At 51.0% G+C, this 21,117-nt stretch carries 20 protein-coding genes, 5 tRNA genes and 1 other RNA gene; 20 read left to right on the plus strand and 6 right to left on the minus strand.

Annotated features, from left to right (window positions below):
* From QMN38_RS07865 to glmS, 4 genes are read right to left on the minus strand one after another with little or no spacing between them, the layout of a single operon-like run.
* Entirely contained in the window at window positions 1-1,242 is a 1,242-nt protein-coding gene (locus QMN38_RS07865) for a methylaspartate ammonia-lyase (protein ID WP_137381333.1), read from the minus strand.
* On the minus strand, window positions 1,242-2,687 hold the full coding sequence (locus tag QMN38_RS07870) for a methylaspartate mutase subunit E (protein ID WP_271450205.1): 1,446 nt from the start codon (window positions 2,685-2,687) through the stop codon (window positions 1,242-1,244). Before QMN38_RS07870 ends, QMN38_RS07865 begins: the two co-directional genes overlap by 1 nt.
* Before the next feature lie 12 nt (window positions 2,688-2,699).
* Window positions 2,700-4,094: a methylaspartate mutase accessory protein GlmL gene (gene glmL, locus QMN38_RS07875; protein WP_271442704.1), complete on the minus strand. Its 1,395-nt coding sequence runs from the start codon at window positions 4,092-4,094 to the stop codon at window positions 2,700-2,702.
* Window positions 4,094-4,543, minus strand: a complete 450-nt coding sequence (gene glmS / locus QMN38_RS07880; RefSeq protein WP_137381330.1) for a methylaspartate mutase subunit S — start codon at window positions 4,541-4,543, stop codon at window positions 4,094-4,096. The genes glmL and glmS overlap by 1 nt, the downstream gene beginning before the upstream one ends.
* Window positions 4,544-5,760: 1,217 nt before the next feature.
* Here glmS and cydA point away from each other — a divergent pair.
* From cydA to pnuC, 19 genes are all read left to right on the plus strand, one after another.
* Window positions 5,761-7,329, plus strand: a complete 1,569-nt coding sequence (gene cydA, locus QMN38_RS07885) for a cytochrome ubiquinol oxidase subunit I (RefSeq protein WP_137381347.1) — start codon at window positions 5,761-5,763, stop codon at window positions 7,327-7,329.
* A 15-nt stretch (window positions 7,330-7,344) separates the two neighbouring features.
* Window positions 7,345-8,484 carry a cytochrome d ubiquinol oxidase subunit II gene (gene cydB / locus QMN38_RS07890; protein WP_271441224.1) on the plus strand — a complete coding sequence of 380 codons (1,140 nt, stop codon included), beginning with the start codon at window positions 7,345-7,347 and terminating at the stop codon, window positions 8,482-8,484.
* A 14-nt stretch (window positions 8,485-8,498) separates the two neighbouring features.
* Window positions 8,499-8,612, plus strand: a complete 114-nt coding sequence (gene cydX / locus QMN38_RS07895; RefSeq protein WP_061381940.1) for a cytochrome bd-I oxidase subunit CydX — start codon at window positions 8,499-8,501, stop codon at window positions 8,610-8,612.
* Window positions 8,612-8,905: a cyd operon protein YbgE gene (ybgE, locus tag QMN38_RS07900; protein ID WP_149335058.1), complete on the plus strand. Its 294-nt coding sequence runs from the start codon at window positions 8,612-8,614 to the stop codon at window positions 8,903-8,905. The genes cydX and ybgE overlap by 1 nt, the downstream gene beginning before the upstream one ends.
* 259 nt (window positions 8,906-9,164) lie before the next feature.
* Entirely contained in the window at window positions 9,165-9,569 is a 405-nt protein-coding gene (gene ybgC, locus QMN38_RS07905) for a tol-pal system-associated acyl-CoA thioesterase (protein WP_005125439.1), read from the plus strand.
* On the plus strand, window positions 9,566-10,258 hold the full coding sequence (tolQ, locus tag QMN38_RS07910; protein ID WP_003022976.1) for a Tol-Pal system protein TolQ: 693 nt from the start codon (window positions 9,566-9,568) through the stop codon (window positions 10,256-10,258). The genes ybgC and tolQ overlap by 4 nt, the downstream gene beginning before the upstream one ends.
* 3 nt (window positions 10,259-10,261) lie before the next feature.
* On the plus strand, window positions 10,262-10,690 hold the full coding sequence (gene tolR, locus QMN38_RS07915) for a colicin uptake protein TolR (RefSeq protein WP_137381327.1): 429 nt from the start codon (window positions 10,262-10,264) through the stop codon (window positions 10,688-10,690).
* Between the two features lie 64 nt (window positions 10,691-10,754).
* Window positions 10,755-12,020, plus strand: a complete 1,266-nt coding sequence (gene tolA, locus QMN38_RS07920; RefSeq protein WP_271456461.1) for a cell envelope integrity protein TolA — start codon at window positions 10,755-10,757, stop codon at window positions 12,018-12,020.
* Between the two features lie 130 nt (window positions 12,021-12,150).
* Window positions 12,151-13,443, plus strand: a complete 1,293-nt coding sequence (gene tolB / locus QMN38_RS07925) for a Tol-Pal system beta propeller repeat protein TolB (protein WP_038638949.1) — start codon at window positions 12,151-12,153, stop codon at window positions 13,441-13,443.
* A gap of 34 nt (window positions 13,444-13,477) precedes the next feature.
* A complete protein-coding gene (gene pal / locus QMN38_RS07930; protein ID WP_003022983.1) occupies window positions 13,478-13,996 on the plus strand; it encodes a peptidoglycan-associated lipoprotein Pal in 519 nt (172 codons plus the stop codon).
* Between the two features lie 9 nt (window positions 13,997-14,005).
* On the plus strand, window positions 14,006-14,794 hold the full coding sequence (gene cpoB, locus QMN38_RS07935; RefSeq protein WP_048212240.1) for a cell division protein CpoB: 789 nt from the start codon (window positions 14,006-14,008) through the stop codon (window positions 14,792-14,794).
* 164 nt (window positions 14,795-14,958) lie between these two features.
* A tRNA-Lys gene (locus QMN38_RS07940) sits at window positions 14,959-15,034 on the plus strand.
* A 26-nt stretch (window positions 15,035-15,060) separates the two neighbouring features.
* A tRNA-Val gene (locus QMN38_RS07945) sits at window positions 15,061-15,136 on the plus strand.
* A 3-nt stretch (window positions 15,137-15,139) separates the two neighbouring features.
* A tRNA-Lys gene (locus tag QMN38_RS07950) sits at window positions 15,140-15,215 on the plus strand.
* Window positions 15,216-15,364: 149 nt separating this feature from the next.
* A tRNA-Lys gene (locus QMN38_RS07955) sits at window positions 15,365-15,440 on the plus strand.
* A gap of 32 nt (window positions 15,441-15,472) precedes the next feature.
* Window positions 15,473-15,548 (plus strand) — tRNA-Lys (locus QMN38_RS07960).
* 22 nt (window positions 15,549-15,570) lie between these two features.
* Window positions 15,571-15,703: non-coding RNA, RtT sRNA (locus QMN38_RS07965), on the plus strand.
* A 281-nt stretch (window positions 15,704-15,984) separates the two neighbouring features.
* Complete coding sequence (gene nadA, locus QMN38_RS07970; RefSeq protein WP_271441227.1) at window positions 15,985-17,028, plus strand: quinolinate synthase NadA; 1,044 nt, start codon at window positions 15,985-15,987, stop codon at window positions 17,026-17,028.
* Window positions 17,029-17,055: 27 nt separating this feature from the next.
* Window positions 17,056-17,775, plus strand: coding sequence for a nicotinamide riboside transporter PnuC (pnuC, locus tag QMN38_RS07975; protein ID WP_271454197.1), 720 nt, complete (start codon window positions 17,056-17,058; stop codon window positions 17,773-17,775).
* Here pnuC and zitB read toward each other — a convergent pair.
* A complete protein-coding gene (zitB, locus tag QMN38_RS07980; RefSeq protein WP_202039105.1) occupies window positions 17,772-18,713 on the minus strand; it encodes a CDF family zinc transporter ZitB in 942 nt (313 codons plus the stop codon). The genes pnuC and zitB overlap by 4 nt on opposite strands.
* 375 nt (window positions 18,714-19,088) lie before the next feature.
* Between zitB and aroG the strand changes: the two genes are divergently transcribed.
* Window positions 19,089-20,141 carry a 3-deoxy-7-phosphoheptulonate synthase AroG gene (aroG, locus tag QMN38_RS07985; RefSeq protein WP_323604798.1) on the plus strand — a complete coding sequence of 351 codons (1,053 nt, stop codon included), beginning with the start codon at window positions 19,089-19,091 and terminating at the stop codon, window positions 20,139-20,141.
* Between the two features lie 101 nt (window positions 20,142-20,242).
* Here the strand turns inward: aroG and gpmA are convergent, their stop codons facing one another.
* Window positions 20,243-20,995, minus strand: coding sequence for a 2,3-diphosphoglycerate-dependent phosphoglycerate mutase (gpmA, locus tag QMN38_RS07990; protein ID WP_003022999.1), 753 nt, complete (start codon window positions 20,993-20,995; stop codon window positions 20,243-20,245).
* Between the last annotated feature and the right edge of the window lie 122 nt (window positions 20,996-21,117).

The following is a 21,117-nucleotide window of genomic DNA, read 5'->3' on the forward strand; positions in this document are numbered from 1 at the left end:
TTAATCCTTAGTTTGCAACAGCGCGATGGTGCGGTTCATTTCGTTAAACACGATGTTGAGACCTTCATCGAATCCCATACCCGGTTTTACCAGCATGCGCATTGGGCGTGCGGCCAGTGCGACGTGGACACAGGTGCGAGCACTGATCTCGGTTTCGTTACAGGTACCGCCCTGATAGGCTTCCATGGCGTGTTTGTTGCAATACAGCACCGCATCAACGATGTTGTGAATACCGCCCAGGTCCGGGGTTTTGATCTGCACCATGTGGCAGCTGCCCGCGTCGGTGAAGTCCACGATGTCCTGGTAGGTGTTACACCATTCATCAGCCACGATTTTCACGCCGGAGCCCAGACGGGTCAGCTCTTTGGTGATGGCGGTCAACATGCGGATCTGATCCGGTTTGTTGCCGGCATCAACCGGACCTTCAATGTACAGCGGCAGGCCTTGCGCTTCGGCTTCCAGGCTGGCGATGTATTCGGCGCAACGCACCGGGTCCATATCAAAAATCAGGCCGATCGTGCCGTACACATCGATATGCAGCGTCGGGTGATAACGCTCGCTGGTGCGCAGGCTTAAGATACGGTCAGACAGCCAACGCACATACTCACGCAGTTTTTCGCCTTTAAAGCCCAGCTTCTCTTCAACGTTATTGATCAGCGCATGCGGCAGGACATCCACACCTTTGAGGATCATTTTGTCGACGGCGATATAGCGGTCGTCACCACTCTGACCAAATAATGGAATGGCTTCTGGTACGCACGGCAGTTGCCACTCGTCGCATACCACTTCAGTTTTCAGACGACCGGTGGCCAGTGCCGCCGCGTCAAGCAGTGCCTGAGACAGACCATAACGAACGGCGGTATGCAGCAGGTGGCCGTCAATACGCAGTTGGTCAAAGAAACGGGCATTCGGCAGGAATGCATCAACGTCACGACCTTCCAGCAGCGGTTTGATGTGATCGTTGAGGAATGGAATGAAGTTCTCAGCCAGGAACAGCGGATCACGGCCGCCGGCACCTGAATATTGCACCGCAGCGCAATCACCCACTGCGACCGCGCCGTTTTCCAGAACCAGCTGGACGGATACGCATTCACCAGCCTGACGCACGGAGGTAAAGCCTGGCGTTACCGGATCGCCGGTATAGATAAAGCCGTCATGACCTGCGCCGTTTTTGATGGCCTGCTGATCGTCAAAATAAAATGAGGAGTAGCCAGCGGTGAAAAGGGCCTGTTTGATTTTCATTATGGTCTTCCTATTAATTTACTGTGGGATACGGCGTTGATGTCATCAATGACCATCTGGAAAGAAGGTTTGCGACCTTCAAAATGTGCGCGCTCTGAGACGTAGTCGTGGTGCAGCGCGAGAATGTCTTTCGGCAGTGGAACTGCACCGGCTTCGAGAATACGGATAGCACCTGTGTTATCGCGCACCGGCAGAATTTTGCCTGCGTTGCAAGCGGCTGGGGCGAAGGGGACATCCAGAACACCGGCTTCAAAAGCCAGTACCGTACCGCGTGCAATGTCGCCATTACCCAGCTCGAAGACTTTTTTCAGTACTGCGCGGACTTCACTCTTAATCAGTTCGACTTCCTGTTCCACGGCAGCGCACTGTGGGAATTTCTGGTCGCTAACCATGTTAAGCATCTGGCGTGACGCTTTAAGACCCTGAGCATTAGCCGCGGCGGTTGGGATGCCGAAGGCTTCATGCGGGCTCTTGGTAATGACTTTTGTGGCACCGGACATGCCAGCAACCGCAGCGCCCCAGGCGATAACGGAGAAGGCTTTTGCTTCATCTTCCGGGAATCCGCCCATCCACTGGTGGAATACGGTACTCAGCTCATAATCATCGAAGCCGTGGTTATGGAAGTATTCGTGGGACAGTTCGCGCAGTGCCTGAATGGCGGCGATATCCTGCGTCAAACTACCGACCTGGCCGTAACCGACGGTAATGGACTTCACGCCTTGTTCCAGTGCCAGCAGACCTTCGATAATCGCCACCGAGTGGGACATAAACGGCGGGATCAGGGTGCCGGTCAACGGACCAAACGGTTCACGGTTGATGCGAATACCATTTTCTTCGTACAGTCCCATCAGGCGATCGCAGTACTGCCAGTCACGAATGGATTTTTCCAGAGTGACGCGTTTGGCGTAAGGGATGTTGTAGGAGATACCGCCACCTTCGTAGCTGGTAAAGCCACTGGCCATGGCGATTTCTGCCAGCAGACGTGCATCTGGCGTACCGTGGCGGACCTGGATTGGTTTCTCCAGCGACTCAGTCATACGGCGGCAGGCAGCAACCCCATGATTGACGACGGGTAAACCATTCAGTTTGGAGGTGCCCGCCTCGATAGATTTTTGGATCCCGACAGCCGCTTCTTCATAGCGGTTCAGACGGGTATAGGCATCGATTGTACTTGGCAGGAGGTCACATTCTTCCTGCAATGTTTTAAGCAGCTCAATGTGCTCATCCATGAGTGCGACGCCCGCACGCGGTTGGCTCAGCGTTTTACCTTCCTGGTCGGCCTTCAACAGCGCGAGGGAGAAGCGTTTTGAATCTGGAATTGATTGCTGGTACTTCACGCCATCTTCGAAGTTCTCAACGTCTTTGCCGGTTTCCCAGGTTTGCAATACCTGATGCCTTTCGGTCATGAATTCGTCGTGGGTCAATTTTTTATTTCGAAGTTCCATTCGTAGCTGCCTTTAGTTTTGTAGGGTTAAACACTGAATGCTGGTGCGAGCAGCGGCTTGCGGGTACAGCCTGGCGACGTTTGCCAGTAGAGGGAGCAGGCCATATGAATCGCGGTAATACTCAAACTGATTCGGTAACAGAATTCTTTTACCCTGGTCGTCCAGCTCCCGGTATTTGAGCCAGTTATGAATATCGAACTGGCTGGCGCGAGAGAGCCATCCACCTGAACCGACAACTTTCCGTACGGTGGTGAGATCGCGACCCATCTGTAAATCCACGTTACCGACGCAGGTGCAAACCTGCTTCTTAGTGCCCGCGTGGCGCTCAGCGGCATAGCCCACGCACAAACCGGCTAACAGAGTGTCGAAATATTTCTCTTCCTCGTTGACCGGCAGGTAGTCCGGCTGCCCAACCAGATGGCGCAGGTAGCGATAAAACGCCTCCTCACGTTGTGGCTGTTGGGCGAAAACAACTTTCACCATATCCTGCGTGCTTTCTCCCACCACGACGGCGGAAACGCGCATGCCCAAATCACCTTCAACGGTACGTTTGACGAAAGGTTCAGGGACACCATGCAGGACAGTATCGGGGGAGAGGGTATTCGCGCTGGCTGAATAGACATCCGTGGTGGCGCCACCCATATCGATCAGCATGAATTCCTTCCATGCGCTGTCGTAATCGCTAATTGCTTTTACCAGTTCATACACCGTCCACGGCGTCGGCATGGGGTCTTCGCCTGTTTCACCCACGATGACGTCAAGACCTTTACCTTTTACGATGCGTGACAAGAACACATCGCAAATGGCCTGACGAGCGGCAAACGGATTCGGGTGATCGAGATCCGGCAGGATGTTGTCTACCGTGGTCAGATCTTTGTGACCCAGAATCGTTTGTATTTCGTCCTGAATATCACGGTTTCCGGCATAGATGATGGCGCAATCAAGCTTCGAATTCGCCAGTGCACGCGCATTGGCCAATCCATAGCTTTCTTCACCGCCATCTGTACCCCCTGTAAACAACAGGATATCTGGCGGTACGGATTCCAGCTCCTGGATGTCATGACGGTTCAGCTTGTACGAATAATATTGCGCGATTTTCGCTCCTGCCGAGTGAGCGGTAACTTTCGCCGATTCCAGCGTAATGGAAGGCACCAGCCCCATTGCTGCAACGGCGAGTCCACCTTTGGCTGAGGAGGAGTACTTCAACTGCACTTCACCACTTTTCAGTAACGGGCGAGCATCGGCAACATTCAGCACCTGATTCAGGCTGGCAAAAAAACCGTCTGCCAGATGATGTGTGGTGGTTGGGGTCAGGACATGATTGACCAGCGTTAACACCTCTCCTTCCTGTGCGAAGAGGGCTGCCTTGGTCCATGTCGAGCCGATATCGACAGAAACTGTTTGCATCAGATGGCCTCTTCCAGGCAACGCTGTTCGAGGCCATTGTGTTGGTGAATATCGTTAGTGATAAGCGAGCAGACATCTTCCAGGTCGTGGCTGGGGGCGAAAACGCGGTTGAAGCCCATTTCTTTAAACTTCACTTCGACATCGGCAAAATCGTGTTTGCCCACGACAAGGTTACCGCCGACATACAGCAGAATGTCGCCCAGGCCGCGTTCAATGCAGCGCTCACGTAAGCCGAGGCAGTCAATGTCGCCGTGGCCGTAGATGGAGGACACCACGATGGCATCGGCGCCTGTTTCAATTGCGGCATCAATATATTCATCCTGGCTCACCATCACCCCGAGGTTGATTACGTGAAAATCATGAGCAGTAAAAACGCGATCCAGAACTTTATTGCCTACTGCATGGCAGTCAGCACCGATGACGCCAATAACAAGTGTAGATTTCTTCATGGGTAATCCTCTGTAGGGCTGATGGTCAATAAGTAAAGAATATTTCTAATATTTAGAACATGGATTGTGACAACCTCTTAATAGGGTTGGAGTTTCTGTGGAAGCGAAAAAGGAAGCAATTGATCTATTTTCAAAATATCCTGCATAAAATGATTGTTATATTTCTATTTTATAAAAATCTATTTAAATCAGTATGTTATAAACTAGTTTCTATTGGTTATTTTATTTATTAGCGAATTGCGTAATAAACAACTTGCCATGTTTGTGATCGAAATCTTATTTTGTGTGGCGGGCTTTATCTGGGGTGTTTTTAATAATTTCAAAAATGATATTCGCTAAATAACTTGTGAACGACATAACGGTTTTTTATTTATTAATCTTATATGCCGTAAATGTTTTTGTTAAATTTAAGATAAAAATGATAATGAATTGTTCGTAATATAGTTATTCTTTGGCGTAGAGGTGATGTTGTGGAGGGAGTGATAACTTATAGTGATGTTTTAAGCGAAACGGTGGGTCTCTGCGGGGCGATCGCCAAGCCTCAGGGCACCGGTCAATGTTTGCCGCTTCGCTTCCAGTTGAGATAGTTACATTGTGGTGTTAATTATAAGTAAAATTAAAATGAATAATTTGTATTAAATAATGATTGCAGGACTTGCTAAACAAAAAACTGTGAGCTACCCGGCAATAGTGACTCTTTATCTGTCCATAATTTTGTCCCGCCGACTGGTTAAAAGATCGTGTAGATTTAAATAAATATCCTATCATTTGTAGTAACGGCAATTACTCATTGAAAAACATATCGTTAACATGGTGTTCACTAGTCGCACTAGCGATAAACACTATTAACATTAAAATTGAAAGTTGATTTAAATCAATGTTTAAAACTTGGTAAACATCACCAAATGAGGTTAAATTGCTGCAGATCAAATTGGTCTGAAAGTGATAAATTAGCTATAAATTGATCACTATCGAAAAATGCAAATTTACCTCGATAAAAACCTGTTTATTGTAAGGATTTTACGGCGTAATATAATTGCGGGATCAATTTGAGTGTTTTATTAACATGTTTGTAACTTTTCATCATTGTCCTTTCTTCAAATGAGAAGAAAGAGCAGCGGGGGAAGGAAGCAAATAAATTTGTATTGGGGCATGCGTGTGACCCTTTCTAACGGGGTTCACTCTCGGAGTCTTCATGCGATGAGCAAGGAGTCATGATGTTAGATATAGTCGAACTGTCGCGCTTACAGTTTGCCTTGACCGCGATGTACCACTTCCTGTTTGTGCCACTGACGCTCGGTATGGCGTTCTTGTTGGCCATCATGGAAACGGTCTACGTCCTTTCCGGCAAACAGATTTATAAAGATATGACCAAGTTCTGGGGCAAGTTGTTTGGTATCAACTTCGCTCTGGGTGTGGCAACCGGTCTGACCATGGAGTTCCAGTTCGGGACTAACTGGTCTTACTATTCCCACTATGTCGGGGATATTTTCGGTGCACCGCTGGCGATTGAAGGTTTGATGGCCTTCTTCCTCGAATCCACCTTTGTAGGTCTGTTCTTCTTCGGCTGGGACCGTTTGGGTAAAGTCCAGCATATGTGTGTCACCTGGCTGGTGGCGCTGGGTTCTAACCTGTCCGCACTGTGGATTCTGGTTGCGAACGGCTGGATGCAAAACCCAATCGCTGCGGATTTCAACTTTGAAACCATGCGTATGGAGATGCTGAGCTTCTCTGAACTGGTGCTCAACCCGGTTGCTCAGGTGAAATTTGTTCACACTGTGGCTTCTGGTTATGTTTGTGGCGCGATGTTCGTTCTGGGTATCAGCTCCTACTATATGCTGCGCGGCCGTGACTTCGCGTTTGCTAAACGTTCTTTTGCTATCGCTGCCAGCTTTGGTATGGCTGCCATTCTGTCTGTTATCGTTCTGGGTGATGAATCTGGTTACGAAATGGGCGACGTGCAGAAAACCAAACTTGCTGCTATTGAAGCCGAGTGGGAAACCCAACCTGCACCGGCATCCTTTACGCTGTTCGGTATTCCGGACCAGGATGCGCAGGAAAACCATTTTGCGATTCAAATTCCTTATGCGCTGGGCATCATCGCTACCCGCTCTGTTGATACACCGGTCATTGGTCTGAAAGATCTGATGGTGCAGCACGAAGAGCGTATCCGTAACGGGATGAAAGCGTATCAGCTGCTGGAAGAACTGCGCGCAGGCTCTACCGATCAGGCTGTTCGCGACCAGTTCAACAGCATGAAGAAAGATCTGGGATATGGTCTGCTGCTGAAACGTTATACAGATAAAGTGACTGATGCGACTGAAGCGCAAATCCAGCAAGCCACGAAAGACTCTATTCCTCGTGTTGCGCCGCTGTACTTCGCATTCCGTATTATGGTGGCGTGCGGCATCCTGATGCTGGCTATCATTGCTGTGTCCTTCTGGACCGTGATTCGTAATCGTATCGGCGAGAAAAAATGGCTGCTGCGCACAGCGCTGTATGCTATTCCGCTGCCGTGGATTGCCATTGAATCTGGCTGGTTTGTCGCAGAATATGGCCGTCAACCGTGGGCGATAGGTGAAGTGTTACCGACAGCCGTGGCGAACTCTTCGCTGACTGCGGGTGATCTCATCTTCTCGATGCTGTTGATTTGCGGCCTGTATACCCTGTTCCTGGTGGCTGAACTGTACCTGATGTTCAAGTTCGCACGCCTTGGGCCGAGTAGCCTGAAAACCGGTCGTTATCACTACGAGCAGTCTACTGTGACTACTCAGCCGGCACGCTAAGACAGGAGTCGTCAAATGATCGATTATGAAGTATTGCGTTTTATCTGGTGGCTGCTGGTTGGCATTCTGCTGATTGGTTTTGCGGTCACTGATGGCTTCGACATGGGGGTGGGCATGCTCACCCGTTTCCTCGGTCGTAATGATACCGAGCGTCGAATTATGATTAACTCCATCGCCCCGCACTGGGACGGTAACCAGGTATGGCTTATCACCGCGGGTGGCGCATTGTTCGCTGCGTGGCCGATGGTGTACGCTGCTGCGTTCTCCGGTTTCTACGTGGCGATGATCCTGGTACTGGCGTCATTGTTCTTCCGTCCGGTCGGTTTCGATTACCGCTCCAAGATTGAAGATATGCGCTGGCGCAACATGTGGGACTGGGGCATCTTCATTGGTAGCTTCGTTCCGCCGCTGGTTATCGGCGTTGCGTTTGGCAACCTGCTGCAAGGTGTTCCGTTCCACATGGATGAGTACATGCGTTTGTACTACACCGGTAACTTCTTCCAGTTGCTGAATCCGTTTGGTCTGCTGGCAGGGATTGTGAGCGTAGGGATGATCATCACTCAGGGCGCAACCTATCTGCAGATGCGTACCGTAGGTGAACTACACCTGCGTGCACGTACCACCTCACAGGTTGCGGCGCTGGTGACTCTGGTTTGCTTCGCACTGGCCGGTGTTTGGGTTATTTACGGGATTGATGGTTATGTGGTGACTTCCGCACTGGATCACCACGCGGCCTCTAACCCGATGACCAAAGAAGTGGTGCGTGAAGCGGGCGCCTGGATGGTGAACTTTAACAATGCACCTATCCTGTGGCTGGTTCCTGCGTTGGGCGTGGTTCTGCCGCTGTTGACCATTCTGACTTCTCGTATGGAGAAAGGGGCCTGGGCGTTCATCTTCTCCTCACTGACGTTAGCCTGCATCATCCTGACTGCCGGTATCGCAATGTTCCCGTTTGTGATGCCGTCCAGCACCATGATGAACGCAAGTCTGACCATGTGGGATGCCACCTCCAGCCAGAGAACATTGAACCTAATGACCTGGGTTGCGGCGGTGTTTGTACCGATTATTCTGCTCTACACCAGCTGGTGTTACTGGAAGATGTTCGGTCGCATCACAAAAGAAGATATTGAAAGCAACACCCACTCTCTGTACTAAGTAAGGAGCTAAAAATGTGGTATTTCGCATGGATTTTGGGAACGCTTCTTGCCTGTGCATTTGGGATAATCACAGCACTGGCGCTTGAGCACGTTGAATCAGGCAAAGCCGGACAAGAAGAAAGTTGATGACCAACATTATCGCGATGGTATACAACGCGATGGATAAGCGCCCCTTGCGGGCGCTTTCCTTTGTGCTGGCAATCGTGTTGGCTGGTTGCATATTCTGGGATCCGTCACGTTTCGCGGCCAAAACCAGTGAGCTTGAGATCTGGCATGGCTTCCTGCTGATGTGGGCGGTCTGCACTGGCATCATTCATGGCGTTGGATTTCGTCCTCGTGCGGTGCACTGGCAGGGCATCTTCTGCCCGCTTATCGCAGATATCGTCCTCGTTGTTGGTCTTATTTTCTTCTTCTTTTGAATAAGAAACATCCTTAAATATTTATGGGCTTGCATAAGCCCATAATTTTTTACTCTCCGTTTACTTTCCCCCATTCCAAAGCATCATTCCCGCGCGTATAGTAGCGAAGTTTGAAAGCACTACCGGGATGTACAGTGAAGACAGCGCGATATACAACGACATTCTTGATGCATCGCGGCGGCAAGAACGCGAGTCACCAGGCGTTTACAAAGATAAGCGACTGGTGTGAGTGGACGAAGCCAACAAAGAGGCAGTAAGAATGAATAAGTATATATTTCGATGGCCGGTTCGTGTCTATTATGAAGACACCGATGCCGGTGGGGTGGTTTACCACGCCAGCTATGTTGCTTTTTATGAGCGAGCACGCACAGAGATGCTGCGTCATCATCACTTCAGTCAGCAGGTGCTGTTGGCAGAACGTGTAGCCTTTGTGGTGCGCAAGATGACCCTGGAATATTTTGCGCCAGCCCGGCTCGACGATATGCTCGAAGTCCAAACCGAAATTACGTCAATGCGTGGCACCTCATTGGTTTTCACGCAACGCATTGTCAACGCAGAGAACGTCGTGCTGAATGAAGCCGAAGTTCTGATTGTTTGCGTTGATCCACTCAAAATGAAGCCTCGTGCGCTTCCCAAGTCTATTGTCGCGGAGTTTAAGCAGTGACTGACATGAATATCCTTGATTTGTTCCTGAAGGCAAGCCTTCTGGTTAAACTTATCATGTTGATTTTGATTGGTTTCTCAATCGCATCCTGGGCCATTATTATCCAGCGGACCCGTATTTTGAATGCCGCCTCACGTGAAGCAGAAGCGTTTGAAGATAAGTTTTGGTCTGGTATCGAATTATCGCGTTTGTACCAGGAAAGCCAGGGGCGCCGGGATAATCTGGCCGGTTCGGAACAAATTTTCTACAGTGGATTCAAAGAATTTGCGCGCCTGCATCGGGCAAATAGCCACGCGCCGGAAGCGGTTGTTGAGGGGGCATCCCGTGCGATGCGTATCTCTATGAACCGCGAACTGGAAACGCTGGAAACGCATATTCCGTTCCTGGGAACCGTCGGCTCCATCAGCCCATACATTGGTCTGTTCGGTACCGTTTGGGGGATCATGCACGCATTTATCGCGCTGGGCGCGGTAAAACAGGCAACCCTGCAAATGGTTGCACCGGGTATCGCGGAAGCGTTGATTGCAACAGCCATTGGCCTGTTTGCGGCAATCCCGGCGGTTATGGCTTACAACCGACTGAATCAGCGCGTGAACAAGCTGGAACTGAATTACGACAACTTTATGGAAGAGTTCACCGCGATTCTGCACCGCCAGGCGTTTACCGTTAGCGAGAGCAACAAGGGGTAAACCATGGCCAGAACGCGTGGACGAGGTCGTCGCGAACTCAAGTCCGAAATCAATATTGTACCGTTGCTCGACGTACTGCTGGTCCTGCTGCTGATCTTTATGGCAACAGCGCCAATCATTACACAGAGCGTGGAAGTCGACCTGCCGGATGCGACTGAGTCGCAAGCCGTCAGTAGCAACGACGAACCTCCGGTCATTATTGAAGTTTCCGGTGTTGGACAATACAGCGTGGTGGTTGAAAAAGACAGGATGGATCAACTACCACCAGAGCAGGTTATCGCGGAAGCGAAGAGCCGTCTGCAGGCCAACCCGAAAACGGTCTTTTTAATCGGTGGTGCGAAAGACGTGCCTTATGATGAAATAATTAAAGCGCTGAACTTGTTACACAGTGCAGGCGTGAAATCGGTTGGCTTAATGACGCAGCCAATCTGATGTCTGCGTATTCCTGGCTTGAAAGATAGCGCGTAACAGGCGAACAGTTTTTTGGGAACCGAGAGTGTCAAAGGCAACCGAACAAAACGACAAGCTCAAAAGGGCGATAATTATTTCAGCGGTGCTGCATGTCATTTTATTTGCGGCACTGATCTGGAGTTCGTTCGATGAGCACATTGATGCTTCAGCCGGCGGTGGTGGTGGCTCGTCCATCGACGCCGTTATGGTCGATCCTGGTGCTGTTGTTCAACAGTACGACAGGCAGCAGCAACAGCAGGCAAGTGCGAAACGTGCAGAAGAACAGCGTGAGAAACAGGCGCAGCAGCAGGCCGAGGAGCTTCGTGAGAAGCAGGCGGCAGAGCAAGAGCGTCTGAAACAGCTGGAGAAAGAACGTTTAGCGGCGCAGGAAAAAGTGCGCGAGCAGGCGGAACAGCAGAAACAGGCTGAAGCCGCTGCGGCGAAAGCACAGGAGCAACAGAAGCAGGCTGAAGAAGCTGCGGCGAAGGCTGCAGCAGACGCGAAAGCCAAAGCAGATGCTCAGGCGAAACAAGCGGCAGATGCTGCGAAGAAAGCCGCTGCTGATGCCCAGAAAAAAGCTGAAGCTGAAGCTGCAAAAGCGGCTGCCGATGCTAAGAAGGTTGCTGAGGCGCAGGCTGCCAAGGCCGCCGCAGACGCCGCGAAGAAAGCGCAGGCTGAAGCCGCTAAACAAGCTGCGGCTGAAAAAGCTGCCGCTGAGAAAGCCGCTGCTGCTGCCGAAAAAGCGGCTGCCGCGAAAGCTGCCGCTGCTGAAAAAGCGGCTGCAGAGAAGAAAGCCGCCGCCGAAAAAGCCGCTGCAGATAAAAAAGCTGCTGCAGAGAAAGCCGCTGCCGATAAGAAAGCAGCAGCCGATAAAGCCGCCGCTGCGAAAAAAGCGGCCGCTGAAAAAGCTGCTGCCGCTTCGGGTGTTGACGACTTATTAGGTGACTTAAGCTCCGGTAAGAATGCGCCGAAATCAGGCGGTGGGGCGAAAGGAAACAATGCTTCCCCGGCGGGGAGTGGTAATACTAAAAATAATGGCGCATCAGGCGCGGACATCAGCAATTACGCCGGGCAGATTAAATCTGCTATTGAAAGTAAGTTCTATGACGCATCGTCCTATGCAGGCAAAACCTGTACGCTGCGGATAAAACTGGCTTCTGATGGCATGTTGCTGGATATTCAGTCTGAAGGTGGCGATCCCGCACTGTGTCAGGCAGCGCTTGCCGCAGCCCGACAGGCGAAGATTCCAAAACCACCAAGCCAGGCGGTATACGAAGTGTTTAAAAACGCACCTCTGGACTTTAAACCGTAAGCCAGGTTTCCCCGTTACGGCGGGGAAAACAATCTTCGGGAGTCGCTGAGTTCTGGTAGTTTTGTGTATTTGAGTTTGTTAACATTCTGCTAAATTATCGTGGGCGTTCCGTCCAGATAAGGGAGATATGATGAAGCAGGCATTACGAGTAGCATTTGGTTTTCTGATGCTGTGGGCAGCAGTGCTGCATGCAGAAGTACGTATCGAGATCACCCAAGGGGTAGACTCGGCACGCCCGATTGGTGTTGTCCCGTTCCAGTGGGCAGGGCCGGGCGCTGCACCTGAAGATATCGGTGGTATCGTAGGTGCTGACCTGCGTAACAGCGGTAAATTTAACCCACTAGACAGATCTCGTCTGCCTCAGCAGCCGGGGACTGCAGCTGAAGTTCAGCCTGCTGCATGGTCCGCTCTGGGTATTGATGCCGTCGTGGTAGGCCAGGTTACGCCAAACCCGGATGGTTCCTATAGCGTTGCATATCAACTGGTTGATACCGGTGGCGCACCAGGTACCGTACTGGCACAGAACACCTATAAAGTGAACAAGCAGTGGCTGCGTTATGCGGGGCATACTGCAAGTGACGAAGTATTTGAAAAACTGACCGGTATTAAGGGCGCATTCCGTACCCGTATCGCGTATGTTGTTCAGACGAACGGTGGTCAGTTCCCGTACGAATTACGTGTGTCTGACTACGATGGTTACAACCAGTTTGTCGTTCACCGCTCTCCGCAGCCGTTGATGTCTCCGGCGTGGTCTCCGGACGGTTCTAAACTGGCCTACGTTACCTTCGAAAGCGGTCGTTCAGCGCTGGTTATTCAGACGTTGTCCAACGGCGCAGTGCGTCAGGTTGCTTCGTTCCCGCGTCACAACGGTGCACCTGCGTTTTCTCCGGATGGCAGCAAACTGGCGTTTGCCCTGTCTAAAACCGGTAGCCTGAACCTGTACGTTATGGACATCGGTTCCGGTCAGATCCGTCAGGTCACTGATGGTCGTAGCAACAACACGGAACCTACCTGGTTCCCGGACAGCCAAAACCTGGCCTTTACGTCTGACCAGGCCGGTCGTCCGCAGGTGTATAAAGTTAACGTCAACGGCGGTGCTCCGCAGCGTATTACCTGGGAAGGTTCGCAAAACCAGGATGCTGATGTCAGCAGCGACGGTAAGTTTATGGTAATGGTAAGCTCGGCGAATGGTCAGCAGCACATTGCCAAACAAGATCTGGTAGCGGGTGGCGTACAAGTTCTGTCGTCAACGTTCCTGGACGAAACGCCAAGTCTGGCACCTAACGGCACTATGGTAATCTACAGCTCTTCTCAGGGGATGGGATCCGTGCTGAATTTGGTTTCTACAGATGGGCGTTTCAAAGCGCGTCTTCCGGCAACTGATGGACAGGTTAAATTCCCTGCCTGGTCGCCGTATCTGTGATAATAAATAATTGATTAATAAAGGAATCATTGAAATGCAACTGAACAAAGTGCTGAAAGGGCTGATGATTGCTCTGCCTGTTATGGCTATTGCGGCATGTTCTTCTAACAAGAACGCCAGCAATGACGGCAGCGAAGGCATGCTGGGTGCCGGCACTGGTATGGATGCAAACGGTAGCGGCAACATGTCCTCCGAAGAGCAAGCGCGTCTGCAGATGCAACAGCTGCAGCAGAACAACATCGTTTACTTCGATCTGGATAAGTACGATATCCGTTCTGACTTCGCTGCAATGCTGGATGCGCACGCTAACTTCCTGCGTAGCAACCCGTCTTACAAAGTCACCGTAGAAGGTCATGCGGACGAACGTGGTACTCCTGAGTACAACATCTCCCTGGGTGAACGTCGTGCTAACGCCGTTAAGATGTACCTGCAGGGTAAAGGCGTTTCTGCGGACCAGATCTCCATCGTTTCTTACGGTAAAGAAAAACCTGCAGTACTGGGTCATGACGAAGCGGCTTACGCCAAAAACCGTCGCGCCGTACTGGTTTACTAAGAGAATTGCATGAGCAGTAACTTCAGACATCACCTGTTGAGTCTGTCGTTACTGGTTGGCATAGCGGCCCCCTGGGCCGCTTTTGCTCAGGCGCCAATCAGTAGTGTCGGCTCTGGCTCGGTCGAAGACCGCGTCACTCAACTCGAGCGTATTTCTAACGCTCACAGTCAGCTTTTAACCCAACTCCAGCAACAACTCTCCGATAATCAGTCCGATATTGATGCCCTGCGTGGTCAAATTCAGGAAAGTCAGTACCAGCTGAATCAGGTTGTTGAACGCCAAAAACAGATATTGCTGCAGATGAATAATCTCGGCAGCGGTAGCGCGCCTGCGGCGCAATCTGCGGCTGGTGATCAGAGTGGGGCGGCAACCCCAGCACCCGATGCGGGTGCTGCAGCCTCGTCAGGCGCTCCGGCGCAAACTGGCGATGCGAATACTGATTACAATGCGGCAATCGCTCTGGTGCAGGATAAATCCCGCCAGGATGATGCGATCGTTGCATTTCAGAACTTCATCAAAAAGTACCCGGATTCTACTTACCTGCCAAATGCGAATTACTGGCTCGGTCAGTTGAATTACAACAAGGGTAAAAAAGATGATGCAGCGTTCTATTTTGCATCCGTAGTTAAAAACTTCCCAAAATCACCGAAGGCTGCAGACGCGATGTATAAAGTCGGCGTCATCATGCAGGACAAAGGTGACACAGCAAAAGCGAAAGCCGTTTATCAGCAGGTTATCACTAAATACCCTGGTACTGATGGCGCGAAACAAGCGCAAAAACGTCTTGGCGCGATGTAATGCACACCATGCGACCAGAAATCGTGTTATTTCTGGTCGCGTCGTGTGATTCCTAAGCAGTTGAGTTATTTACATCGAAATTTTTGTTGCGCTAAAATCTGAAATCAGTAATATATGCCGCCGTTGCCAAGGGATATCAAACAAACCAAAAGCAGCGCAAAAGTGGGTCGTTAGCTCAGTTGGTAGAGCAGTTGACTTTTAATCAATTGGTCGCAGGTTCGAATCCTGCACGACCCACCACTTAATGCAGTATCCAGCGCAGTAACGGGTGATTAGCTCAGCTGGGAGAGCACCTCCCTTACAAGGAGGGGGTCGGCGGTTCGATCCCGTCATCACCCACCACTCGGGGCGTTAGCTCAGTTGGTAGAGCAGTTGACTTTTAATCAATTGGTCGCAGGTTCGAATCCTGCACGCCCCACCAACTTTAACATCGTACTCAGATGTTAAACGTGAAGGATAACGTTGCTTTAGCAACGGCCCGCTAGGGCGAGACGAAGTCGAGTCATCCTGCACGCCCCACCAATTCTTATATTGGTGTCGAGTAAAAAATTTTTCAGGTGACATCCGAGCGGGTCGTTAGCTCAGTTGGTAGAGCAGTTGACTTTTAATCAATTGGTCGCAGGTTCGAATCCTGCACGACCCACCATCCTGAATAATTGAAGCAGTAAACCCCATATGGGGGCGTTAGCTCAGTTGGTAGAGCAGTTGACTTTTAATCAATTGGTCGCAGGTTCGAATCCTGCACGCCCCACCAGTGTAAAAAGGCGCCCTAAAGGCGCCTTTTTGCTATGCACAGAATTAACGATTCGAACCTGCAGCAGGTTCGGGTCGAACGTAGTGAGACAACGGAGCCGTTTACGGCGACGGCCCGGAGGGCGAGCGAAGCGAGTCATCCTGCACGCCCCACCAGTGTAAAAGAGGGCGCTGGCGGCGCCTTTTTGCTATCTGCGATTTATAAGATTCGAATCTGCTTGCCTGATGCGCTTCGCTTATCAGGCCTACTGACGACACGACTCATGTAGGCCGGATAAGACGCCAGTCGCCATCCGGCATTCATCACTCGCAATTCTTGTGACTTTTCGACACCAATCCGCTATCTTGTTTAGCATACAAAACAATTCTAACCGAATATAGCGTATGTCACGCTTCTACTCGGTTATTTCGTTAAGCCAGTAAAACGAGAAAGCAAGATGAGCGTGATGTTTGATCCTGAAGCAGCAATCTACCCGTTTCCGCCAAAACCTGCGCCGTTGAGTGTGGATGAAAAGCAATTTTATCGAGAGAAAATTAAACGTCTGCTGAAAGAGCGTGATGCCGTCATGGTTGCGCACTATTACACCGATCCTGAAATACAGCAGTTGGCCGAAGAAACCGGAGGCTGTATCTCTGACTCGCTGGAGATGGCGCGGTTCGGATCAAAACATCCTGCCTCTACGTTGCTGGTTGCGGGAGTCCGGTTTATGGGCGAAACAGCCAAAATTCTGAGCCCGGAAAAAACCATACTGATGCCAACCTTACAGGCTGAATGCTCACTAGATCTGGGGTGCCCGATTGAGTCGTTTAGCGCATTTTGCGATGCGCATCCGGATCGCACTGTCGTGGTTTACGCCAACACTTCAGCCGCCGTTAAAGCACGTGCGGACTGGGTCGTGACGTCCAGTATTGCCGTCGAACTGATTGAACACCTTGATAGCTTGGGGGAAAAAATCATTTGGGCTCCTGACAAGCACCTGGGTAATTACGTACAAAAACAGACCGGGGCGGATGTTCTCTGCTGGCAGGGTGCCTGTATCGTTCATGATGAATTTAAAACCCAGGCATTAACACGCATGAAAGGGCTGTATCCTGACGCTGCCGTACTTGTGCACCCTGAATCTCCCCAGTCTATCGTTGATATGGCTGATGCGGTGGGATCAACCAGCCAGCTAATCAGCGCCGCTAAATCGTTACCGCACAAGCAACTGATTGTGGCGACCGATCGGGGTATTTTTTACAAAATGCAGCAAGCTGTTCCGGATAAAGAGCTGCTTGAAGCCCCGACAGCGGGTGAAGGTGCAACGTGTCGTAGCTGTGCGCACTGTCCGTGGATGGCAATGAACGGCCTTAAAGCGATTGCTGAGGGACTTGAGCAGGGTGGTGTGGCTCATGAGATACATGTTGATGCTGCGCTGCGAGAAGGCGCATTGCTGCCGTTAAACCGCATGCTGGAATTTGCGGCTACACTACGAGCTTAATTACGGCGTTTCGCTCTGGGGGAAAAGATGGATTTTTTTAGCACGCAGAACATTCTGGTACATATTCCAATCGGTGCAGGCGGGTACGATCTGTCGTGGATTGAAGCGGTGGGGACTATCGCCGGGTTACTGTGTATTGGCCTCGCCAGTATGGAGAAAATCAGTAATTACTTCTTTGGTCTGATAAACGTCACGCTGTTTGCGATTATCTTCTTTCAGATCCAACTTTACGCCAGCTTGTTGCTGCAGGTGTTCTTTTTTGCCGCCAATATCTATGGCTGGTACGCCTGGTCCCGGCAAACCAGCCAGCATGAGGCTGAACTTAAAATTCGCTGGCTGCCGTTGCCAAAAGCGTTGGGCTGGCTGGCGGCTTGTGTGGTGGCAATTGGTCTGATGACAGTGTACATCGACCCGGTGTTTGCGTTTCTCACCCGTATTGCGGTGACTATCATGCAAGGACTGGGATTACAGGTTGCATTACCTGAATTGCAACCGGATGCGTTCCCGTTTTGGGATTCCTGCATGATGGTGCTATCGATTGTGGCGATGATCCTGATGACGCGCAAATACGTCGAGAACTGGCTATTGTGGGTGCTCATTAACATCATCAGCGTCGTGATCTTTGCCCTGCAAGGGGTGTATGCCATGTCGCTGGAATACATGATTCTGACTGTGATCGCGTTGAACGGCAGCAGGATGTGGATTAACAGCGCGCGCGAACGGGGTTCACGCGCGTTTTCCCATTAGTGATGGTGATGTGAATGGCCGGACAGTCCCTCATACAGGTGACAGTCCGGCCCATTGCACGGCTGATATTCCATCTGAATCGTCGCGTGTTCAATCTGATAGTGATGAATAAGAAAGTGCTGAATGCGTTCCAGCAACGCATCGTGATCGTGCGGCGGGACGACCTGAACATGCAGTGTCATGACCGGTTTTTCACCCACCATCCAGACGTGAACATGGTGTACATTGCGAACTTCGGGGATATCCCGGCTGAGATGTCGCTGTAGAGCGGCGATATCCAGCGCATGGGGCGCGCCCTCGAGTAATTCATTCACACTGTCTTTCAGTAAGCGCCAGGCGCTACGCAACACCAGAACAGAAACCAGAATAGAGAGAATAGGGTCTGCAGGGGTCCAGCCCGTCCAGATAATGATCAGTGCCGCAATGATCGCGCCGACCGAGCCCAGCAAATCGCCCATCACATGCAGCGCTGCGGCACGAACGTTGAGGTTTTTCTCTTCGCTGCCGCGATGTAAAACCCAGAAGGCAAGGACGTTAGCCAGTAAACCCGCAACGGCGATGACCATCATCATCCCGCCGGCGACCGGACGGGGCGTATGGAAGCGCTCAATCGCTTCCCAGACGATTAAAATCGTGATCACCACCAACGCAATAGCGTTCACAAATGCGGCCAGCGTCGTGAGCCTCAGCCAGCCGAAAGTGTGTCGGATGGTCGGCGGTCGACGGGAAAATTGAACGGCCAGCAGAGCAAAAAGCAGCGCTGCGGCATCAGTGAGCATATGTCCGGCATCCGCCAGCAGCGCCAGCGAGCCTGAAAGTATCCCTCCTACCACTTCGACCAGCATGAACCCCGCTGTAATGCAGAAGGCGAACAGCAGTCGACGGGCATTATTATCTTTTGGCTGGTCGGGGGAAGTATGAGTATGTGAGTGCGCCATTGTGCCATCCCTTTGTTATTCTCACCTTTACTGTATGACATCATACCGTTTTTGGGGGGATAAAATTAAAAAGGAGAGCTTCTATTCTCCCTTTATCAGCCACGTAAATAGTGGGCGTTGCCTTACCGTACAGTGGGTAAAGATCCACGATGTGTATCGATAGTCAGCACAGAATTTTGAAAATAATAATAAAAGCCGCAATTACAGTTGGGATTTGCGGTCTGGATCTCACTATTCGCTACATTCTTGCGTTTTTTTGCTTAATCCCGGGATAACACGGTTCGTACTGTAAAACCCCGTTTACACTTTATGACTGAAGATATAGATTGGGGGGATTGCATTCATTTATATAAGTATGGCTACGCTGGAATAATCATGAATTATCAGAACGACGATTTACGCATTAAAGAGATCAACGAGTTATTACCCCCGGTTGCACTGCTGGAAAAATTCCCCGCTACTGAAAATGCCGCAAATACGGTTGCGCATGCCCGTAAGGCGATTCATAAAATTCTGAAAGGGAATGACGATCGCCTGTTGGTTGTTATTGGACCGTGCTCAATTCATGATCCGGCTGCCGCTAAAGAGTATGCCGCACGTCTTCTGGCGCTGCGCGAAGAGCTGAAAGGCGAGCTTGAAATCGTCATGCGCGTTTACTTTGAAAAACCGCGTACCACCGTCGGCTGGAAAGGGCTTATCAACGATCCACATATGGACAACAGCTTCCAGATCAACGATGGCCTGCGCATCGCACGTAAATTGCTGCTGGATATCAACGACAGCGGATTGCCGGCTGCGGGTGAGTTTCTGGATATGATCACCCCGCAATATCTTGCGGATCTGATGAGCTGGGGCGCAATTGGCGCGCGTACCACTGAGTCTCAGGTGCACCGTGAGCTGGCGTCTGGTCTTTCCTGTCCGGTTGGTTTTAAAAACGGTACTGATGGCACCATCAAAGTTGCCATTGATGCCATTAACGCCGCAGGCGCACCACACTGCTTCCTGTCCGTGACCAAATGGGGTCACTCCGCAATTGTGAATACCAGTGGTAACGGTGATTGTCATATCATTCTGCGTGGTGGCAAAGAGCCAAACTACAGCGCTCAGCACGTCGCAGACGTAAAAGAAGGTCTGGTCAAAGCGGGTCTGTCTCCGCAGGTGATGATCGACTTTAGCCATGCCAACTCCAGCAAGCAGTTCAAAAAGCAGATGGATGTAGCCAGCGATGTTTGTGGACAGGTTGCCGGCGGCGAGAAAGCCATTATTGGTGTGATGATCGAAAGCCATCTGGTCGAAGGTAATCAGAACCCGGATAGCGGTGAACCGCTGACCTACGGCAAGAGCATCACTGATGCCTGCATTGGTTGGGAAGATACCGATGCTGTGCTGCGCCAGCTGGCGGATGCGGTAAAATCACGTCGCGGGTGAGGGCGATGCCTTATCCGGCCTACATTTGATGTGGTCCCGGCCGTGGCGAAACAAAAAAGCGTGGAAAATTCCACGCTTTATTATTGACCCAGCCGCGAAAATTACTTCGCTTTACCCTGGTTGGCTACCGCTGCGGCTTTTGCTGCGATCTCGTCAGCGTTACCCAGATAGTAATGTTTGATCGGCTTGAAGTTTTCGTCGAACTCATACACCAGCGGTACACCCGTCGGGATGTTCAGTTCAAGAATTTCATCTTCACCCATATTATCCAGGTATTTCACCAGCGCACGCAGGGAGTTACCGTGAGCGGCAATAATGACGCGCTCACCGCTTTTCATGCGCGGCAGAATGGTTTCATTCCAGTAAGGGATAACGCGATCGATAGTCAGCGCCAGGCTTTCGGTGACCGGAAGTTCTTTGTCCGTCAGTTTGGCATAACGCGGATCGTGACCCGGATAGCGCTCGTCATCTTTAGTCAGTTCCGGCGGGGTTACCGCAAAACCACGACGCCATTGCTTAACCTGCTCGTCACCATATTTCTCAGCGGTTTCGGCTTTGTTCAGCCCCTGTAGCGCACCGTAATGACGTTCGTTCAGTTTCCAGGATTTCTCAACGGGCAGCCAGGCCTGATCCAGTTCGTCCAGGACATTCCACAGGGTGTGGATGGCACGTTTCAGCACAGAGGTATAAGCAAAATCGAAGCTGTAGCCTTCCTCTTTCAGCAGTTTACCTGCCGCCTTTGCTTCGCCCACGCCTTTCTCAGACAGGTCAACATCATACCAACCGGTAAAACGGTTTTCGTTGTTCCACTGACTTTCACCGTGACGTACCAGAACCAGCTTAGTTACAGCCATACACTCACTCCTATGAATCATATTGAATGATAATAATTATCATTATATTGCCGTAATGCACCAGCGGCAATGCTTACGCATAACCATAGCGAAAATAGCGGCGCAGTGTAAGGTTCTTGTGA

The sequence above is a fragment of the Citrobacter sp. R-1.5.2 genome (assembly GCF_035064245.1).
GTDB lineage: Bacteria > Pseudomonadota > Gammaproteobacteria > Enterobacterales > Enterobacteriaceae > Citrobacter.